The sequence below is a fragment of the Sphingomonas metalli genome, assembly GCF_014641735.1.
GTDB lineage: Bacteria > Pseudomonadota > Alphaproteobacteria > Sphingomonadales > Sphingomonadaceae > Sphingomonas > Sphingomonas metalli.
Genome location: NZ_BMIH01000003.1, coordinates 130,287 through 149,717, shown reverse-complemented (window position 1 = coordinate 149,717; position 19,431 = coordinate 130,287). Strand labels below are relative to the sequence as shown.

The following is a 19,431-nucleotide window of genomic DNA, read 5'->3' as shown; positions in this document are numbered from 1 at the left end:
GGCGAAGGGTTTGGGGTGAAAAGTCCATATTTCTCCTATGCGGCGCAGGGAGCGCTCCTCCAAGCGGCATTGTCGCTGGCGGCGTGCCAAGCCGCTCCGGACGACGCCGACATCGCCAATGTCGCCGCGACGCCGGCCCCCTCCCCCGCAAGGCCGGTGCAGCGCGTGCCGATCGCCGGCCCTAAACGACTGATATTGGCGTTCGGTGACAGTCTGTACGCCGGCTATGGCCTGCAACGCGGCGAAAGCCTTCCCGACGCCGTCCAGGATCGGCTTCGGGCGGGCGGGATCGACGCGAGGATCGTCAATGCAGGCGTCTCCGGCGACACGACCGCCGACGGTCGCCGGCGCCTCGTCTATACGCTCGACCGGCTCGAGCGAAAGCCGGACCTGGTGATGCTGGGGCTCGGCGGCAACGACGTGCTGCGCCAGATCGACCCGAAGGAGACGCGCGCCAACCTCGCCGCGATGCTCGACGAGCTGGAGCGGCGCCAGATCCCGGTGGTGCTGACCGGGATGATGACGCCGCCCAATCTCGGCCCCGACTTCGCCGCTCGCTTTAACCGCATCTGGCCCGATCTGGCCAAGGCGCACGACGCGCCGCTCTATCCCTTTATCCTCGACGGGGTGCTCGGCAACCGCGCCCTGATGCTGCCGGACGGCGTGCACCCGAATGCGGTCGGCGTCACGCGGATCGCCGACCGCGTGACGCCGATGGTCGAGAAGGCGCTGCAGGCGCCCTGACGTCTCACCCAGCCTTCGTGAAGCCGTTCATGTCGATCCAGCGGTAGAAGGCGTCGAACCAGCCCGTGCTGGTCGTGTGGGTGTCGTACATGCCGAAGCCGTGCCCGCCCTTCTGGTAAAGGTGGAACTCGACGGGATGCTTGGACTGGATCCAGCTGTCGATCAGCCCCATCCCCTTGCCCGCGAACAGCGGATCGTCGGCCGCGAGCGCGACGAACATCGGCGGCGCGTCGGCCGGCACGGTCACGGGCTCCATCGAGCCGTAGATGATGCCGATGAACGCCGGCTTTGCGTCCTGCCCCGCCAGCGTCGTCGCCATGGTCAGCATCGCACCGGCCGAAAAGCCGACCATGCCGACGCGCTTGGGATCGATCCGCCAGTTGCCGGCGCGCGCACGGACGAGCGCGAAGGCGGCACGCGCGTCGGCGATCTGCGGCGCCAGATTTGCCAGCGCCTGGTCGGGCCGCAGGCGCGCCGCCGGACGCCCGACGCTGGAGAACATGGCGCTCATCGACCGATCGAACTCCGCCATGTCGCGCGGCGTCTGGTTCAGCCGGTATTTGAGAACGAACGCGGCGATGCCCCGATCGGCGAGCGCCCGCGCGACGTTCCAGCCCTCATTCTCCATCGAGAGCGTGCGAAATCCGCCGCCGGGCGCGACGATCACCGCCGCGCCCGTCGCCTTGGCGGGGTCCGGCAGGAAGGGGGTCAGCGTCGCCTCGGTGACGTTGCGGGCGAAGGAACTGTTATACTGACGGTGCCAGCTTTCGGGGATCGGCGCGTTCGGCAGCTTGCCGGTATCGAGCGCGATCGCGCCCGGCTGGTCGGGCACGGCGATCGGCGTCATCTTGGAGTCCTGCGCCAGGCCAGGTGCCGACGCCGCCAGCGCGGCCATCGCCACCGCAAGGCCGCACGCTCGCAACACTCTCATATCCATCCTCCCCACATCGTTGTGTCAGCCACATTGTTGTGCGCTAACACTGGTTTTACGGGGAGGATGACGGGACGCAAGGCCTTCTCTGCGACCCAGGTTCCGCGGGGCAGGTTCATCCACCGCCCCCCACCGCCGCTCAGACGAAGGGCCGTCCGCCGGTCACCGGAATGGTCGCTCCAAGGATATAGCTCGCCTCGTCGCTGGCCAGCATCACATAGGGCGGCGCCAGCTCCTTGGGCTGGGCAGCGCGCCCGATCGGCGTGTTCGCACCGAAGTTCTTCACCTTCTCGGGCGGCATGGTCGATGGGATCAGCGGCGTCCAGACCGGGCCGGGGGCGACGGCATTGACCCGAATACCCCGCTCGGCCAGCAGCTGGCCCAGTCCGGCCACCATGTCGCGGATCGTGCCCTTGGTGGTAGCATAGGGCAGCAGCTCGGGACCCGGCTGGTCGGCGTTGATCGAGCTCGTCGCGATGATCGAGGCGCCGGGCTTCAGGTGGGGCAGCGCGGCCTTGGTCAGATAGAAGAGCGGATCGACATTGGTCTGGAAGGTGCGACGCCACTCCTCGTCGCTGACGTCCTCGAGCTTCTCGAACGTCGCCTGATGCGCCGCGTTGCTGACGATCACGTCGATGCCGCCGAAGGACTCGATCGCACGCGCGATGACGCTGCGGCAGTGCGAGGGATCGGAGAGATCGCCGGGCACCAGCACCGCCTTGCGCCCGGCCGCTTCGACGAGGCGCGCGGTGTCCTGCGCATCCTCGTCCTCGTTCAGATAGGCGATCAATACATCCGCGCCTTCGCGCGCGAAGGCGATCGCGACGGCGCGGCCGATGCCGCTGTCGCCGCCGGTGATGATCGTCTTCTTGCCCGCCAACCGGCCATGACCGACATAGCTCTCCTCGCCATGATCGGGCCGCGGATCCATCGCCGCGGTCGAGCCGGGCATCGGCTGCTGCTGTTCGGGCTGGGGCGGCGTGGGTTCGTTGGCCATCGGGCAAGCTCCTGTAAATGCCCGCCAAGAACCGCCGCACGGCGCCATGGTATCCGCGGCTTTTGCCTGATCCAGTTGAGCGGTCAGGCGGCGGGCTCGATCCGGTAGTGGATCGGCTTGAAGCTGCCGCCGTTCGAGTCGGGGGCCGAACAGGCGGTCAATCCGACGATGAGATCACGCCGGGCGCGGAAGGCGATATGGTCCCCTGCCCGGCTGATCGGCGGCAGGACCCTGAGCCGCCCCGTCTCGGCGTCGATCGGCACGTTCATGAAGCAGTTGAAGGCGACCGGTATCCGGTCCGCGACGATGCCATAGGGCGCCAGCGCCGCCACCAGGTTGCCGAAGCACCCGCGATGCGGCTCCAGCCCGGGATAGAAATGGTGAAAGGTGTCGTAGGAGCAGGGCGTCAGCAGGAAATCGTGCCGCCCGACCGTATCCTCCTCGATCTCCAGCAGCACGTTCGAGCGGTTCGAATAGAGGAGGTCGCCGGTGGTGAGCCAGATCTTCTCCGCATAGTCGAGCGTGCGGCCCGACGATATCACCTCGTCGGTATCATCCGCGTTGAAGGCGAGCAGGTCAGCGACCTGCTCTCCCCTGGGATCGATCACCACCAGCCGTTCGCCGGCCGCGAGGCGGAAGGCGGTTCCGCTCCGCTCCGGTATGACCTGAACGGCGCTCATGCCTCGCCCTTGTAGCGGAAGGGACATTGCCAGTCGGCGTCGACCGCGCGGCCGGAATATTGCCGCGCCTCGCTCGCCTCGCCATGGCGGGCCAGCATCGGATTGCGCGATCCGGCCAAGGCCTCGTCGCGCACCATGATCTTCTCGCGCATGCCCTCATATTTGCCCTGTGCGCGCAGCACCTCGAACTGATCGTGCAGGTTGAAGACCATGGTCGGATGGGGAAAGCGCCGCGCCGGACGGCTCGCCGCGGGGTGGAGCCCCACCACGAAGAACGCCTCCCCGCCGAACGACAGCGAAAAGTGCGGGTCGCCGGGATCGGCGCTGACGCTGTCGTCATAGCTCTGGCCGCGCCAGACATCCTTGTCCGACAGGGACTGGACCCGATCCCACAGCAACCGCTCGAAACGTGCCTCGGTCAGCGTCACGGGCTGTTCGAACACGATCGCGAGGCTGCGGAACAGCGCGGGCTTCTCCCGATAGGCTGCGGCGAAATGGAGCAGCCGGTCGTGGATCCGGACATCGTCCCACGCGCTCGCCAGATCGCGTGCGGCGAGCACCTCGAGCGTTCCGCGGGCCAAGGCCGCCTTTGCGCCGACGCAGGGAAAGGCGGTCTCGACGATGTGCTGATGCAGTTCGGCCGCAAGCGTGTCCTGGTTGGGATAGGCCCAATCAAACATAGGTTGAGTTCGGGATGACATGGGCCAAGAGAACGCGAGAATGAAAAACGCCGTTCCTCAAGATTCTGACTGATCAGGATCAACCGGTCGGCACGGGTCGCGTCCAGCCGCCGCCCATAGCCTGGTAGAGCGCGACGTAACTCGTCAGCCGGTCGGTCTGAGCCTGAACGAGCGACAATTGCGCGGTCAGCAGATTCCGCTGCGCGTCGAGCTGCTCAATATAGGCCGAATAGCCGGCGCGGTACCGGTTGGTCGCATTCTGGAGTGCGCCGCTGGCGGCGGCCGCCTGCTGCGCCAGATCCTCGGCCTGCTTTCCGGTACGCTGCACGCCCGCAAGTGCATCGTCCACTTCGCGGAATGCCACGAGCGCCGTGCGGCGATAGGCGAAGGCCGCCTGGTCGCGCCGCGCCGTCGCCGCATTTTCCTGCGCACGCAGCCGTCCGCCGTCGAACAGGGGAGCGAGCACGCTCGCGCCGAGTGAGAACAGGGCGACAGGATCGCTGAGCGCGGTCGACAGGACGACACCCGCCGTTCCGGTCAGCGCGAGGTTCGGCAGGAACGCCGCGCGCTGGCTGTCGAGCGTCAGGTCGGCGGCGACCAGCGTCTGCTCCGCCTGATAGAGGTCCGGGCGACGCCGCAGCAGATCGGCGGGTAGACCGTCGGGGATGGCGGGGATGGCCAGCCGGTCGAGCGCCCTGCCCCGCGCGATCGCACGCGGCGGGTCGCCGGTCAGCAGCGAAAGGGCATTTTCCTGGCGCGCGATGGCGAGCTCGGCCGCGGGCACCAACTGGGCGGTCGCGGCATATTCCGCCTGTGCCTGCCGATATTCCAGCCTCGAGGAATAACCGGTCTCGAACCGCCGCCGCGCGATCCGGAGCGCGTCGCTGCGGGCGGCGAGCGTTGCCCGGGCGATCGCGAGCCGCTGGTCGAGGGCACGCAGCGTGACATAGCCGCTGGCAGTAGTCGCCGCCGTCGCCAGCCGGATCGTGTCGCGCGCCGCCGCGGTCGCAAGCAGCTGCGCCCGCGCGGCGCGGCTGGCGAGGCGAAGCCGGCCGAATAGGTCGAGGTCGAAGCTTGCGGTGATGCCCGGCTGCGCGCCGATCGCGCGGCTGGGAGTCCCGAACGGGCTCAGCGTCTGCCCCTGGGTCTCGGGCAGGGATCCGCCGACCTGCGGCGACAATTGGGCGCGCGCAAGCGCCTCCGCCGCACGCGCCTCCTCGATCCGCGAGGCGGCGATGGCAATGTCGACATTGTTCGCGAGCGCGCGCTCGACCAGCGCCGTCAGGACGGGATCGCCGAATGCCGTCCACCAATCGCCCGCGATCGCGACACCGTTCGCGACAGGCGTCCGCCAGCCGCCCGGCACGCTCGCCGTCGCCGTGGCCGGCGGGTCCCGGCGGGGTCCGCGCGCGACGCAGCCGGTCAGGGCCACACCGAGCAGCAGCGCCGATACCGCCTTCATCGCGGTGCCGGGACGGTGCCGGTGTCGACGCGCGCGACCACCGACATGCCGGGGCGCAGCCGGGCCGCGAGCCGCTGGCCGGGATCGATCCGGATGCGCACCGCGATCCGCTGCGGCACCTTGGTGAAGTTGCCGGTCGCATTGTCCGACTTCAGCACCGCGAACTCGCTGCCGGCCGCGGGCGAGATGCGCTCGACGCGGCCGGTCAGCCGCGCATTGGCCAGCGCGTCGACGGTGAAGCTGGCGGCCTGTCCGACGGCGATGCGCGCCGTCTGCGCCTCCTTGTAGTTGGCGATGATCCAGACTTCGGCCGGCACCAGGAACAGCAGCTGCGACCCGGCGGTGACATATTGGCCGACACGCACGCCCACCTCGCTGAGCTGCCCCGCCTCGGGTGCGCGGATGACCGTGTTGGCGAGGTCGATGCGCGCCAGCCTCAGGGCCGCCTCGGCGCCCGAGACGCCGGCCGCCTGGCCGCCGCGACCGACCTCGACCGTGCGGATGTCCTGCCGCGCGATCTCCCGCGCGGCCTCGGCCTGCGCCACGCCCGCCTGTGCCTGGCGCAGCGCGGCCCGGGTCTGGTCGCGCTCCCGCAGCGAGACGGATCCGTCGGACACCAGGTCCTCGACCCGCGCCATGTCCGCCTGCGCGCGCATCAACTGGGCGCGGGCATTTTCCACCGCGGCATCCTGCGCCTGGAAGCTCGCCGACCGGCTGGCGGCCGCCTGCCGGCTGTTGGCGAGCGTCGCCTGCTGCGCCTCGACCTGCGCCTGCGCCTGCTCGACCCGCTGGGCGTAGATACGCTGGTCGATCGCGACGAGCGGCTGGTTCGCCTGCACCGTTTCGAAGTCCCGGACGAGGACGCGCGTGACATAGCCCGAAACCTGCGGCGCGATCACCGTCACCCGGCCGCGCACATAGGCGTTGTCCGTCGTCTCGTAGCCGGTCGCGAACGGACCGATCCGCCATGCGGCCATTACCGCCGCCATCCCCGCGACGGCGATCAGCACGACGACGGCGAGGGCGCGACCCGACAGGGTGGGCGGGCGCCAGCCCGAACCCGCCGGCGCTGCGGGGGCGGACTGTTCCGCGATCCGCTCCTCGGTCGGCGGGCTGACAGAGACGGGGTTGCGTGTGTCGGTCATGCCGCTCCTAGACGCCGCATGCGGGCCGCGCGCCGCAGCAGCAGGAATGCCAGATAGGTGAAGGTCCACGCGGCAAGCAGCGCGACGAGCCGGAAGACGTCGTCATAGGCGAGCACATTGGCCTCGCGCGTCGCGGTCTGGGCGAGCAAGGCGCCGCCTTCCGCCGTCCGCAGTCCCGGATCGCCGACGACCCGGCCGAGTCCCGCGGCACCCGCCTGCAGGCGCTGCTGCACGATCGGGTCGGTCGGATCGATCGCCTGCACGAGCGCCGCACTGTTCGCCTTCTCGCGCACCACCTGATAGGTGCCGAGGATCGCGGAACCCGCCAGCCCGCCCAGCGAATTGATGATGCCGAACAGCGCGATGAAGCTGATGATGTGTCCCGTCCCCTCCTTCAGCGCGCGGGTCATGCCGAACAGCAGCGCCGGTCCGAGGAAGAAGGTGCCGGAGAATGCGATCAGCGCCTGCGTCACATAGAGTTGCGGCGCACGGGTCAGGCTGGTCGCGCGCGAATCGATGAAGGCGGCGACCGCGACGATCCCGACCGCCAGCATGACCGGGTGCGCCAGCTTCTCGACATTGAGGGTCGCGGCGCTGAGCAGCACGCCCGCGAACGAGGCGACGGCCATGATCGCGAAGAAGACCAGCAGCTGATCGTTGTTCTGCCCCAGGACGGTCAGCAGGCCGACCGCGCCGAACGTCTGTTCGGACAGGACGATGCGCGCCATCAGCGTGACGATCGCAAAGCGGGCGATGTCAGCGCTGGCCAGCCAGCGCGTGTTGAGCAGCGGGTTGGCGCGGCCGTGCTCGATCAGCAGCGCCGCGGCGAGCATCGGGATGGCGGCGAGCAGCGCCCAGCCGATCCAGCCCGCCTGCGTCCACCAGACGATCCGCCCCAGCCCCAGCACCGCCGCGAACAGCGCCATGCTGGTAGCGAAGAGTGCGAAGGTCAGGAAGTCGAGCCGCTCGAAGGCCCGCTGCCGGGTCGTCGGCGGCAGGCGGAAGGCGAGGACCGCGGCAAGGCTGATCAGGGCAAGGCCCAGCTCGAACAGGTAGAGGGTGCGCCACTGGCTCATCGCGAGGAGCTCGGGGGAAAAGAGGCGCGCGAGCGGTGTCGCGCATTGCGGGATGCCGATCCCCAGCACCACGCCGCGCAGCCGCGCCGGAGCCGGCATCGCCTGCATCATGTAATAGAGTGCGAACGTACTGAGCGGCGCGGCGGCCATGCCGCTCGCCGCGCGGACGAGGATCGCCGACCAGAAGTCGCTGACGAAGAGGTGGCCGAGCGTCAGTGCTGCATAGAGGCCGACGAAGATCAGCGCAAAGGGGCGCAAGCCGAACTGCTGGCGGAACTTGATCAGCAGCAGGTTGATGCTGACGTTGGTCATCACGTAGACGGTCGGCAGCCAGGCGATCTCGGCCGGGTCGAGCCCGAGCGCGCCGCCGAGGGTCGTCGTGTTGGCCGAGACGAGCGCGTTTCCCAGCCCGCCCGTCAGCCCGAGCAGGATCGACACCAGCACATAGGCGAGCCGCCGCCGCCCCGGATGTTCCGGCGAGCCCGGCGACCCCGGCATGACCGGCGCCTCGTGCGGGGCATAGGCCCATTCCTGCTCGGCCAGAAAATGGCGAAGGCGCGAGGCAAGCGACATGCGAATCGGCATAGACCCCGTTCGGCGCTTGGCGAAAGCCTTGCATTGAGGAAGGTTGGGAAATCCCGCGATCAGCGCTCGCGAAGCTTGTCGACGAGATCCTGACGCAACGGCCGCCGGAATTCGCAGCCCGCCTCGAAATCGGTCGACCACACTACCGTGGCCGGCACGGCCCCGAGATCGGGCAGGACGAGCGAGATCTCGCTTCCCCGGCGCAGCATCGAATAGGTCGAAAGGCGGGCGCCCGTCGTCGACAGGTCGACGACGGTGCACAAGGCGCGGTCGAAACGGCTGCCGTTCAGGCTCGCCTCGAGCGCGACCGGGGCGCGGGGTGCCCTGCGTCGGCGAACGCTCGATTCAACTGTCTCGAATTCCGCAACAAACATGGCGGCAACGCTATCGCCGCCATGCCTAACACACTCTTACTTGCGGAGCGTAAGACCGCCACCGAAGCGCTTGTTGAAGCGCGCGACCTGACCGCCCTGATCGAGCATCTGGCCGCGTCCACCGGTCCAGGCCGGGTGGGCCAGCGGATCGATGTCGAGCTGCATCGTGTCGCCTTCCTTGCCCCAGGTGGAGCGGGTCTCGAACACGGTGCCGTCGGTCATCTGCACCTTGATCATGTGGTAGTCGGGATGGGTGTTCTGCTTCACGTCACGTCTCCAAGGCGGCTGGTACCGACCAGCCAAATGAGAAGCGGCGCCCATAGGGAAGAGCGCCGCCGAAGTCAAAATTGATGATTGCCCCGACCGGCCGGCTCAGCCGGTCGGCGGATCGGCGATCATCGCGGTGAAATTCGCCTCTGCGACCACCTGGCCGTCGATCCGCGCAATGCCCGCGAATTTGCAGACGCGGGCGCGCTTCTGCACGAAGCTGGCCTCGAGCCGAAGAAGCACGCCGGGTTCTACCGGCTTGCGGAATTTCACGCCGTCGATCGACATGAAATAGACGAGCTTGCCCGATCCGGCGAGATCGAGGCTTTCCACCGCCAGCACGCCGGCCGCCTGCGCCAGTGCCTCGACGATCAGCACGCCGGGCATGATGGGGCGCCCGGGATAATGACCCTGAAAGAAGCCCTCGTTGATCGTCACCGCCTTGATCGCCGCGATACGCTCGTCGATCACCAGCTCCTCGACGCGGTCGACGAGGAGCATCGGATAGCGGTGCGGCAGCGCCGCCATCACCCGCCCGATATCGAGCGGGCCGATGACGGCGGCTTCCCTGCCCTCGCTCACCGGCCCGACGGCTGCGCCGGACGGCGGTTGGTGTTGGCGGCAGGCGCGGCGGGCGTCGCCGCGGCCGGGGCGCCGGCGGCACCCTGCTGCCCGGCCTGGCCGGGTTCCCAGCCCGCCGGCGGCGTGATGCTGACGGTCGGCACCAGGCGATCGAGCTCGGTGGTGATCGCCGGGGTGACGTCGGCCGCCGGCTGGGCGAACAGCGTCGCATCCGGACGGAGCAGGACGCTGATGTTGCGCGAGCGGATCACCGCCTGCACCGCGTCGTTGAGCTTCGCCGAGACCTGCTCGATGGCATAGGCCTGCGCGCGCTGCGCCGGCAGCGTCAGCCGACCCAGCTCCTGCTCGGCGGCCTGCTGGCGGGTCTGGATCGCCTGCGCCTGGCTCTGCAGCGAGGCCTGGTTGGCGTTGGGCTGCGACCGCGCGGTGTTGAACGCGGTGATGAGCGGCGTCAGTTCCTTCTGCACCGCGTCGCGGCGGGCGTTCGCCTGATCGAGCTGGGTCTTGTACGTCGTCTCGATCTGGGTCCGGGCGGCGGCCCAGGCGCGGGAGTTGGCGATCGCGCCTTCGGGATTGGCGACGGCGACGCCGCTGACCTGCGCGGCGGCCGGCGCGACGATCGCGGGGATCGACACGGCGGCGAGGATGAGAGCGGTGATCCTGAGCATCAGAACTGAGTCCCTACGTTGAAAGTGATGAGTTTCTTGTCGTCGCCCGGCTGGGCGACCAGTGCCTTGGCAAGATCGATGCGCAGCGGCCCGAACGGCGAGTTCCAGTTGACGCCGATGCCCACCGACACGCGCGGCCGGGCCGAGTTGCCGAGGAAGCGCTCGACGAACGGGCTGGTCAGCTGCGCCGTGTTGACCGAACTGCCGGCGCAGGTGCCGCCCGCGGTGTCCGAATAGCCGACCGCGCAGGTGGTGGTGCGACCGACGTTCGTCGTGTCGGTCGCCGCGACGGTATAGAGCGCATAGGTCTGGTTGCCGACGGTGGTCGTGATCGGCGCGCCCGTAAGGGTGGGCGAACCATCCGGATTGAACAGCAGGTTGCCGTTCGTGTCGCGCGCCTGCGGGAAGACCGTGGTCGGCAGCGGCCGGGTCAGGTTGAAGAGGCTGCCTGCCTGGACGTAGATCGACGGCCGCAGCCCCATCTCGCGCGCCCCGGCGCCGAGCGGCAGTTCGAGCTCGATACGGCCGAGATAATAGGCCTTGCCGCCGAGCGGGTCGTCGGCGATCTGCGTGCGGTCGGTCGACAGCGACTGGATACCGGTCGTCGGGTCGGTGATCAGCGGCACGCGCTGGATGCGCGGACCGACGCCGCGAATGTCGAAGCCGCGGAAGTTCGGCTCGCCCAGATAGAACCGGTCGATGATCCGGACCGGATCGATGCCCTCACCGCGGCTCTTCTCCAGCGAGTGGATATAGCCGCCCTCACCCAGGAAGGAGAGGACGAAGCCCTTGCCCAGCCCCTTATACTGCGCGAACTCGGTGCGGGTGCGAATATACTTCACGTCGCCGCCCAGACCGGCGAAGTCCTGGCTGAAGGTGAAGCGCCGGCCCGCGGTCGGGCGCAGGTTGCTGTTGAGGCTGCTGTAGATCAGCGAATAGCCGACCGACGACGTCCAGCGATTGCCCAGCGCCTCGCACAGATAGCGGCCGACGGTCGCATTGCTGCACTGGCCGTTGACCAGCAGGCTGCTGTCCAGCCCCACTTCGTCATAGGAGAGGCCGTAGCGGCCGGACAGCGACCAGTATTCGGTCAGCGGCACGCCGGCACGCACCTGGAACCCGGTCGACACCTGGTTGTAGATGGTGTTGCGATTGCCGTTCAGATCGAAGTTGAACTGGTTGAAATCGCGCCGGAAGATATCGACGCCGACCGCGATGTTCTTGTCGAACAGATACGGTTCGGTGAAGCCCGCCTCGACCGACTTCTGATAACTCGAATAGTTGACGCCGAAGCGCAGCTCCTGGCCCTTGCCGCGGAAGTTGCGCTGGGTGACGTTCGCCTGGATGATGAAGCGTTCGAGGCTGGAGAAACCGGCCGAGAGCTGGAGCTCGCCGGTCGACCGCTCCTCGACCGGCGCTTCGAGCACGATGCGATCCGGAGTCGAGCCTTGCGTCCGCTTGATCTCGAACTTGTCCTGGAAATAGCCGAGCGAATTGATGCGATCCTGCGAGCGCTTGATCTGGAAGTCGTTGAACGGATCGCCCTCGGCGACGCGCATCTCGCGCCGGATCACCTTGTCCTGCGTCTGCGTGTTGCCGTTGATGTCGATCCGCTCGACATAGGTGCGCTGCGCCTGCGCGATGTGGAAGTTGATCCCCATCGTCAGCGTGTCGCGGTCGCGCTGGAACTCGGGATCGACCTGGCTGAAGGCATAGCCGAACAGGCCCGCCGACTGGCTGAGATTGTCGACCGAGTCCTCGACCAGCTTGGCGTTGTACCAGTCGCCCTTCTTCATCGGCAGCGACGCGGCCAGGCGATCGCCGTCGAAGTCACGGATCTCGCTGTCGACGGTGACGTCGCCGAACTTGTAGCGCGGCCCCTCCTCGACGACATAGGTGATGATGAAGTCGCGCTTGTCGGGCGTCAGCTCCGCCACCGCGCTGGTAACGCGGAAATCGGCGTAGCCGTTCGTCAGATAGAATTGCCGCAGCTTCTGCTGGTCGTAGTTGAGGCGATCCTGATCGTAGCTGGTGCCCGACGACAGCAGGCGGAACCAGCGCGACTGCTTCGTCGCCATCTGGCCGCGCAGCTCGTCGTCCGAGAATTTCTCGTTGCCGAGAATGTTGATCTGCCGGACCTTCGACTTCGAGCCCTCGCTGATCTCGAAGACGATATCGACGCGGTTCTGGTCGAGATTGACCATCTTCGGCTCGACGACGGCGGCGAAGCGGCCGCCGCGCCGGTAGAGCTCGATGATTCGGGCCACGTCGGCGCGCACGGCCGTGCGGGTGAAGATCTGGCGCGGGGCGAGCTTCAGTTCCTTCTGGATCTTGTCGCTCTTGATAGCCTTGTTGCCCTCCAGAATCACCCGGTTGATGATCGGGTTCTCGCGGATGCGAAGGACGATGTCGCCGCTCTCGACGCCCGAGATCGAATAGTCGGCGAACAGTTCGGAGGCCTGCAGGTCGACGAGCGCCTGGTCCAGCGTCGCCGTCGTATAGGGGATGCCGACCCGCAGCTTGGTGTAGGACAGCACCGTTTCCGGCTCGATCCGCTGCGAACCCTCGACGCGCAACGACTTGATCGTGCCGGCCGCCGCGGGCGCGCCGGTGACGGCGGCAGGGGGCGGCGGCGCATCGGTGGGGACCGAGACGCGCGGGCCCGAACGCTCCCGTGCGGGGGCGCCCGCAGGCTGTGCGGGGCGGCGGGCGCCGGTCTGCGCCTGAACGGGGACGCCCGCCAGCATCGTGCTCGCCAGCAGCGTCGCGCCGACCGTCGCGACAGAGAGACCGTTATTCTTCACTCGAAACCCACCCCAGGAAAACGTGAAACCGACCCCTGTCGATCATTCGCCCTGCACCAGCTTCCTCAGCCGATCAAGCCGGCCAGGTTCCGCCACAGGCCCATCTGGCCCAGATCGTTGAAGGTGACGAGGATCATCAGCGCCAGGATCGCCGCCAGTCCGCCTCGAAATGCCCATTCCTGCACCTGCGCATCGACCGGGCGGCGGCGTATCGCCTCGATTGCGTAGAACATCAGGTGGCCGCCGTCGAGCATCGGCACTGGCAGCAGGTTGATGAACCCCAGATTGATGGACACGAGCGCGATCAGTCCGATGAAGCTCGGCCAGCCCAGCGACATCTGCTCGCCGGACACCTTGGCGATGCGCAAGGGGCCGCCCAGTTCCTCGACCGAACGGCGTCCGGTGATGATCTGGCCCAGCGCGTCGAGCGAGCCGCGGACGATCGCGACGACCTCGCGCGCACCCTCTGCCGGCGCCGCGATCAGCGAGACCGGGCGGTATTCGACCTTCGGGCTGCCGATCCCGACCCGGCCGATGCGATATTCGTTGCCGAAGCGGTCGCGCTGCCGCAGCGTGCCGATGGTCACGGTCGTGTTGACCGGCTGCCCCGCCCGCTCCAGCGACACGCGCACCGCCTCGCCGGGCCGGATCATCGCATATTGGGCAATGTCGGCGAAGCTTTCCATCGACCGCCCGCCGAGCGACACGATGCGATCGCCTGCCTTGAGCCCCGCGGCCGCGGCCGGGCTGCCCGCGACGACCTCGCCGACCGTCGGCGGCGCATAGCGGACGCCGTAGAAGTGCGCGAAGCCCGCGAGGATCAGGATCGCGACGAGGAAATTCACCACCGGCCCCGCCGCGACCACGATCGCGCGCTGCCAGACCGGTTTGGCCTGGAAGGTCTGCGCCCGCTCGGCCGCCGGGAGCGAGAGCCATTCGGCGTCGGGCTGGCTCGCCGGGTTCATGTCGCCTGCGAAGCGCACATAGCCGCCGAGCGGCAGCCACCCGAACTTCCACCGGGTGCCGCGGCGGTCGGTGAAGCCGGCCACTTCACGGCCGAAGCCGATCGCGAAGGCATCGGCCTTGATGCCGAACAGCCGGCCGGCGAGATAATGACCCATCTCGTGGACGAAGACGAGCGGACCGATGACGGCAACGAACGCGATCAGGGTCAGCGGAACACCGGGAGCTTCGATCAACAGACGCAATCCTCTACCCGCTCGGCCGCCAGCTCCCTTGCCCGGGCGTCGACTGCGAGCACCGCGTCGAGCGTCTCCGGCGAAGGCGGGTCGTAGCGCTGGAGTATATCGTCCACGATTGCGGCAATTTCGAGGAAGCCGATCCTGCCCGCCAAAAAGGCGGCAACGGCCACCTCGTTGGCGGCGTTGAGGATCGCCGGCGCCGCACCGCCTGCGTTCACCGCGGCGCGGGCGAGCGTCAGGGCATGGAAGCGACCCGGATCGGGCGCCTCGAAGTCGAGCCGTCCGAGCGCGACGAGATCGAGCGGCGCCATCGGCGTCGCCATCCGCTCGGGCCAGGCGAGCGCGTGCGCGATCGGCACGCGCATGTCGGAGGGTCCGAGCTGCGCCAGCATCGATCCGTCGACATAGTCGACCAGGCTGTGGATCACCGACTGGCGATGGACCACGATCTCGATCTGGTCGGGATGGACCGGGAAGAGGCGCGCCGCCTCGATCAGCTCCAGCCCCTTGTTCATCATGGTCGCCGAATCGACCGAGATCTTCGCGCCCATCGACCAGTTGGGATGCCGTACCGCCTCGGCCGCGGTGACGCTCGCCATCCGCTCGGCGGTGGCGTCGCGGAACGGGCCGCCGCTCGCAGTCAGGATGATACGCCGGACGAGGCCGGGCCGCGCGAAGTCGAAACACTGGAAGATGGCGTTGTGCTCGGAATCGACTGGCAACAGGCGCGCGCCATGGGCGGCCACCGCATCCATGACGACGTCGCCGGCGGAGACCAGCGCCTCCTTGTTGGCCAGCGCCACCGTGCCGCCCCGCGCGATGGCCGCCATGGTCGGGGCGAGGCCGGCGCAGCCGACGATGGCGGCCATCGTCCAGTCCGCGCCCGAGGCCCCCGCCTCGATCACCGCCGCCGCCCCGCCCGCCGTGCGCGTGCCGGTTCCGGCCAGCGCCGCGCGCAGGGCCGGCAGGCAGCGTTCATCGGCAACGACCGCCAGCTCCGCCTCGGTCCGCCGCGCGGCGGCGGCGAGCCGGTCGACGTCGCAGTTCGCGGTGAGCGCGCGGACGCGGTAGCGGTCGGGTTCGCGTTCGATCAGGTCGAGCGTCGAGCTGCCGACCGATCCGGTCGCGCCGAGGATGGTGACGCTTCTCATCGGATCAGCGGCAACAGGGCGACGATCGCGGCCATGGGCGCGACCGGCACCACGCCGTCCAGCCGGTCGAGCACGCCGCCATGGCCGGGCAGGATATTCCCGGAATCCTTCACGCCGGCGCGGCGCTTGACGGCGCTTTCGTACAGATCGCCGGCCTGTGCGAGGATCGCCAGCAAGGGCGTCGCCACGACCAGCCTGAGGGGCAGCCCCTCCCAGCGATAGAGCGCCAGAGCCACGATCAGCGCCAGGCCGATGCCGCCGAGCAGGCCCGACCAGGTCTTGGCAGGGCTGATCCGGGGTGCGAGCTTCGGACCACCCAGGGTGCGTCCGGTGAAGAAGGCGCCGATGTCCGTCGCCCAGACGAGCGACAGGGCCCAGAGCGTCAGCAACAGTCCGTCGGGCTGGCGCCGCATCAGGACCAGCGCGAACACCGGCAATCCGCAATAGAGCAGGCCGCCTGCCAGCTGCCGCCGCGACGTCACGATCACGACGAAGAACGCCGCGCCGGCGAGGAGGCCGAGCGTGAAGAAGTCGTGGATCTCGAGGATCAGCGAGGCCGGCGCCATCAGCGCCAGCGGCACCGAGAGGGCGAACTGGCTGATCCGCTTCTCGCGCGCGCCCGCGCCGGACAGGTTCGCCCATTCGGCCATCATGAACAGTGCGGCGACCACCGCGAGCAGCCAGAACAGCACGCCCCCGGCGACGAGGGCGAGCAGCGCCACCGCGATCATCACCACGCTGGCGATCATCCGCAGCCGCAGATTGGAGGGCGTGCGCAGTTTGGCGTCAGGCGTCGGCGGAAAGGTCACAGGCCGCCATAGCGCCGCTGTCGCCGGCCAAAGGCCGCCACCGCCTCCGCCAGCGCGTCGGCATCGAAATCGGGCCACAGGGTCGGCACGAACAACAGCTCGGCATAGGCCGCCTGCCACAGCAGGAAATTGGACAGCCTCTGCTCGCCCGAGGTGCGGATGACGAGGTCGAGCGGTGGCAGGTCGGCGGTTTCCAGTTCGGCCTCGATCGCCGCCTCGTCGATCGCGTCCGCCGGCAGCTTCGCAGCCGCGCGGCGCGCCGCGGCGGCCAGTTCGGCCTGGGCGCCGTAGTTGAGCGCGATCACCAGCAGCGGCCCGGTGTTCGCCGAGGTCCTGGCGATCGCATCGTCGATCAGCGCGACCAGCTCGGCCCCGAAGGCCCGATAGTCGCCGATCACGCGCAGCCGGACATTCTCGCGCGCGAGCTCGGCGAGATCGGAGCGGATGAAGAAGCGCAGCAGCTTCATCAGCTCGCCGACCTCCTCGACCGGCCGCCGCCAGTTCTCGGACGAGAAGGCGTAGAGGGTCAGCGCCTCGATGCCCATCGCGCGAGCCGCCCGCGTGACGCGGCGGACCGCATCGACCCCGGCCTTGTGCCCGGCGGCCCGCGGCAGATGGCGCTGCTTCGCCCAGCGGCCGTTGCCGTCCATGATGATCGCGACATGCCGCGGCACGATAGCGGGTGCCGGCACAAGGACGGGAGCCGTGCTCACGCCGCCGTTCCCGTTGCACAGGCGCAACGCCCTGCAAGACCGCCGGGCTGCCCCTGCCGCCGGCACGGGCCCAACAGCAGGCGCCGGCCGCCGGTCACTTGCCCAGGATTTCCTTTTCCTTGGCGTTCGACACGGCGTCGATATCGGCGATCGTCGCGTCGGTCAGCTTCTGCACCTCGGTCTCGTGGCGCTTGCGATCATCCTCGCCGAACACGCCCTTCTTCTCGTCGGTCTTCAGGCTGTCCATGCCGTCGCGGCGCACGTTGCGGACCGCGATCCGCGCCTTCTCCGCATATTGGCTGGCGAGCTTGGCGAGCTCCTTGCGGCGCTCCTCGGTCAGGTCCGGGATCGGCAGGCGCAGCGTCTGGCCGTCGTTGATCGGGTTGAGACCCAGCCCGGCGGAGCGGATCGCCTTCTCGACCGGGCCGACATTCGACTTGTCCCACACCTGCACCGACAGCATGCGCGGCTCGGGCGCGGAAACCGTCGCGACCTGGGTCAGCGGCATATGGCTGCCATAGACCTCGACCGTCACCGGATCGAGCAGCGTGGTGGAGGCGCGCCCGGTGCGCAGGCCACCCAGATCGTGCTTCAGCGCTTCGACCGCGCCGGTCATGCGGCGCTGGATATCTGCCTTGTCATAGGCCGGCATTGGTCGTCTCCTGGTTCTGGACGATCGTCGACACGCCCGTACCGGCGAGCACGGCAGCGAAATTGCCATGCTCGCGGATGTTGAACACGACGATCGGAATATTGTTGTCGCGGCACAGCGCGACCGCACTGGCGTCCATGACCTTGAGGTCGTCGGACAGGACGCGGCTGAATGTCACGGTGTCGTAGCGCTTGGCGCCCTGCACCTTCTTCGGATCGGCGTCGTATACGCCGTCGACGCTGGTGCCCTTGAACAGCGCGTCGCACTTCATCTCCGCCGCGCGCAATGCCGCGCCGCTGTCGGTGGTGAAGAACGGCGAGCCGACGCCGGCGGCGAAGATCACCACCCGTCCCTTCTCGAGGTGGCGCATCGCCCGGCGGCGGATGAACGGCTCGCACACCGACTGCATCGGAATGGCCGACTGGACGCGGGTGTCGACGCCGATCTCTTCGAGCGCATTCTGCACAGCCAGCGCGTTCATCACGGTGGCGAGCATGCCCATATAGTCGGCGGTCGCGCGCTCCATGCCGCGCGCGGCGCCCGAGATGCCGCGGAAGATATTGCCACCCCCGACGACGACGCAGAGCTCATAGCCCTGCGCCTTCACATCGGCGATCTCTTCCGCGACGCGCGCGGTGACGGTGGGGTCGATCGCCAGCCCCCCCTCGCCCATCAGGACTTCGCCCGACAGCTTGAGCAGGATACGTTTGTAACGGGGTTCGGTCATGCGGGATCGAAAACTTCACGAATATGGGGGCGGCGCGGACCTTAGGCGCGGGCTTCGGGCCCGGCAAGCAGAGCGCGCCGTCTGCACCGATTATTCACGGCGGAGCGCCAAGCGGCCCCGGCCTGCCCGCGCGCCGCACGGCCGGACGGCGGACACGGAAAGGGGCGGGATGCCGAGGCACCCCGCCCCCTCAGGACCTTGCGATCAGGCCTTCTGCGGCACGCCCGACGCGGCTGCAACCTCGGCCGCGAAGTCCGAGGCTTCCTTCTCGATGCCTTCGCCGAGCTGGAAGCGGACATAGTCCTTCAGCACGATCGACGTGCCGGCATCCTTGGCCGCCTTGGCGACGACGTCGCTGATCTTGGTCTTGCCGTCCATGACGAACAGCTGGCTGACCAGCGCGTGCTCCTTGCGATACTTGGCGATGCCACCCTCGACCATCTTGGCGATGATGTCGGCCGGCTTGCCCGACTCCGCGGCCTTCTCGGTCGCGATCGCGCGCTCGCGCTCGATCTCGGCCTCGTCCAGATCCTCCTCGTTCAGCGCCTTGGGGAAAGCCGCGGCGACGTGCATCGCCAGATCCTTGCCCAGCTTCTGCAGGACCTCGTCCGACGCGTCGGACTCGAGCGCGACGAGCACGCCGATCTTGCCGAGACCCTCGGACTGCTTGTTGTGGACGTAGCCGACCACCGCGCCCTTCGACACTTCGAGGCGCTTGGCGCGACGCAGCGACTGGTTCTCGCCGATCGTCGCGATGTTGTTGGTCAGCACGTCGCCGACGGTGGTGCCGGACGGCATCGCCTCGCGCTTCAGCGCCTCGATGTCGCCGCCGGTCGCCAGCGCGATCTGGGTGACCTCGCGCACGAAGTCCTGGAACTGGTCGTTTTTGGCGACGAAGTCGGTCTCCGAGTTCACCTCGACGGCCGCGCCGCGATTGCCGCTGGTCGCGACGCCGACCAGGCCCTCGGCCGCCGTACGGCTCGACTTCTTGGCGGCGGCGGCGAGACCCTTCGTGCGCAGCCAGTCCATGGCCGCGTCCATGTCGCCGCCGGTCTCGTTCAGCGCCTTCTTGCAGTCCATCATGCCTGCGCCGCTCTTCTCGCGCAGGTCCTTGACCATCGCTGCCGTGATATCGGCCATGTCTGTCGTCCTTCTGATCGGAATGTGTTTGCGGGCGGGGCG

20 protein-coding genes are annotated in these 19,431 nt (G+C 68.5%); 1 reads left to right on the top strand and 19 read right to left on the bottom strand.

The window, feature by feature from the left end:
• Positions 1-15: 15 nt before the first annotated feature.
• Positions 16-744, top strand: a complete 729-nt coding sequence (locus IEX18_RS11005) for an arylesterase (RefSeq protein WP_229664528.1) — start codon at positions 16-18, stop codon at positions 742-744.
• Between the two features lie 4 nt (positions 745-748).
• On the opposite strand, the gene IEX18_RS11000 is transcribed toward IEX18_RS11005, so the two are convergent.
• From IEX18_RS11000 to tsf, 19 genes are all read right to left on the bottom strand, one after another.
• Positions 749-1,675, bottom strand: coding sequence for an alpha/beta hydrolase (locus IEX18_RS11000; RefSeq protein WP_373284545.1), 927 nt, complete (start codon positions 1,673-1,675; stop codon positions 749-751).
• A 139-nt stretch (positions 1,676-1,814) separates the two neighbouring features.
• A complete protein-coding gene (locus tag IEX18_RS10995) occupies positions 1,815-2,672 on the bottom strand; it encodes an SDR family oxidoreductase (protein WP_188658826.1) in 858 nt (285 codons plus the stop codon).
• Between the two features lie 83 nt (positions 2,673-2,755).
• Positions 2,756-3,352: a DUF1989 domain-containing protein gene (locus tag IEX18_RS10990; protein ID WP_188658825.1), complete on the bottom strand. Its 597-nt coding sequence runs from the start codon at positions 3,350-3,352 to the stop codon at positions 2,756-2,758.
• Positions 3,349-4,032 carry a guanitoxin biosynthesis heme-dependent pre-guanitoxin N-hydroxylase GntA gene (gene gntA, locus IEX18_RS10985; protein ID WP_188658824.1) on the bottom strand — a complete coding sequence of 228 codons (684 nt, stop codon included), beginning with the start codon at positions 4,030-4,032 and terminating at the stop codon, positions 3,349-3,351. The genes IEX18_RS10990 and gntA overlap by 4 nt, the downstream gene beginning before the upstream one ends.
• A 79-nt stretch (positions 4,033-4,111) precedes the next feature.
• Positions 4,112-5,494, bottom strand: coding sequence for an efflux transporter outer membrane subunit (locus IEX18_RS10980; protein ID WP_188658823.1), 1,383 nt, complete (start codon positions 5,492-5,494; stop codon positions 4,112-4,114).
• Positions 5,491-6,639 (bottom strand): HlyD family secretion protein, encoded by a 1,149-nt coding sequence (locus IEX18_RS10975; RefSeq protein ID WP_188658822.1) that lies wholly within the window; start codon positions 6,637-6,639, stop codon positions 5,491-5,493. The genes IEX18_RS10980 and IEX18_RS10975 overlap by 4 nt, the downstream gene beginning before the upstream one ends.
• Positions 6,636-8,288: an MFS transporter gene (locus tag IEX18_RS10970; RefSeq protein WP_188658821.1), complete on the bottom strand. Its 1,653-nt coding sequence runs from the start codon at positions 8,286-8,288 to the stop codon at positions 6,636-6,638. The genes IEX18_RS10975 and IEX18_RS10970 overlap by 4 nt, the downstream gene beginning before the upstream one ends.
• Before the next feature lie 71 nt (positions 8,289-8,359).
• Positions 8,360-8,674, bottom strand: a complete 315-nt coding sequence (locus tag IEX18_RS10965; protein WP_188658820.1) for a PilZ domain-containing protein — start codon at positions 8,672-8,674, stop codon at positions 8,360-8,362.
• Positions 8,675-8,710: 36 nt separating this feature from the next.
• On the bottom strand, positions 8,711-8,941 hold the full coding sequence (rpmE, locus tag IEX18_RS10960) for a 50S ribosomal protein L31 (protein ID WP_188658819.1): 231 nt from the start codon (positions 8,939-8,941) through the stop codon (positions 8,711-8,713).
• 105 nt (positions 8,942-9,046) lie between these two features.
• Complete coding sequence (gene fabZ, locus IEX18_RS10955; RefSeq protein WP_268234946.1) at positions 9,047-9,523, bottom strand: 3-hydroxyacyl-ACP dehydratase FabZ; 477 nt, start codon at positions 9,521-9,523, stop codon at positions 9,047-9,049.
• A complete protein-coding gene (locus IEX18_RS10950) occupies positions 9,520-10,191 on the bottom strand; it encodes an OmpH family outer membrane protein (protein ID WP_188658818.1) in 672 nt (223 codons plus the stop codon). Before IEX18_RS10950 ends, fabZ begins: the two co-directional genes overlap by 4 nt.
• Entirely contained in the window at positions 10,191-12,938 is a 2,748-nt protein-coding gene (bamA, locus tag IEX18_RS10945) for an outer membrane protein assembly factor BamA (protein ID WP_188659402.1), read from the bottom strand. Before bamA ends, IEX18_RS10950 begins: the two co-directional genes overlap by 1 nt.
• A 122-nt stretch (positions 12,939-13,060) precedes the next feature.
• Positions 13,061-14,194: an RIP metalloprotease RseP gene (gene rseP, locus IEX18_RS10940; RefSeq protein WP_188658817.1), complete on the bottom strand. Its 1,134-nt coding sequence runs from the start codon at positions 14,192-14,194 to the stop codon at positions 13,061-13,063.
• Complete coding sequence (locus IEX18_RS10935) at positions 14,191-15,348, bottom strand: 1-deoxy-D-xylulose-5-phosphate reductoisomerase (RefSeq protein WP_188658816.1); 1,158 nt, start codon at positions 15,346-15,348, stop codon at positions 14,191-14,193. Before IEX18_RS10935 ends, rseP begins: the two co-directional genes overlap by 4 nt.
• Positions 15,345-16,097 carry a phosphatidate cytidylyltransferase gene (locus tag IEX18_RS10930; protein WP_188659401.1) on the bottom strand — a complete coding sequence of 251 codons (753 nt, stop codon included), beginning with the start codon at positions 16,095-16,097 and terminating at the stop codon, positions 15,345-15,347. The genes IEX18_RS10935 and IEX18_RS10930 overlap by 4 nt, the downstream gene beginning before the upstream one ends.
• Before the next feature lie 56 nt (positions 16,098-16,153).
• Positions 16,154-16,870 (bottom strand): polyprenyl diphosphate synthase, encoded by a 717-nt coding sequence (uppS, locus tag IEX18_RS10925; RefSeq protein ID WP_188658815.1) that lies wholly within the window; start codon positions 16,868-16,870, stop codon positions 16,154-16,156.
• Positions 16,871-16,964: 94 nt separating this feature from the next.
• Positions 16,965-17,522: a ribosome recycling factor gene (frr, locus tag IEX18_RS10920; RefSeq protein ID WP_188658814.1), complete on the bottom strand. Its 558-nt coding sequence runs from the start codon at positions 17,520-17,522 to the stop codon at positions 16,965-16,967.
• Positions 17,509-18,249 (bottom strand): UMP kinase, encoded by a 741-nt coding sequence (pyrH, locus tag IEX18_RS10915; protein WP_188658813.1) that lies wholly within the window; start codon positions 18,247-18,249, stop codon positions 17,509-17,511. The genes frr and pyrH overlap by 14 nt, the downstream gene beginning before the upstream one ends.
• A 204-nt stretch (positions 18,250-18,453) precedes the next feature.
• Positions 18,454-19,389 carry a translation elongation factor Ts gene (gene tsf, locus IEX18_RS10910; RefSeq protein WP_188658812.1) on the bottom strand — a complete coding sequence of 312 codons (936 nt, stop codon included), beginning with the start codon at positions 19,387-19,389 and terminating at the stop codon, positions 18,454-18,456.
• Positions 19,390-19,431 lie beyond the last annotated feature (42 nt).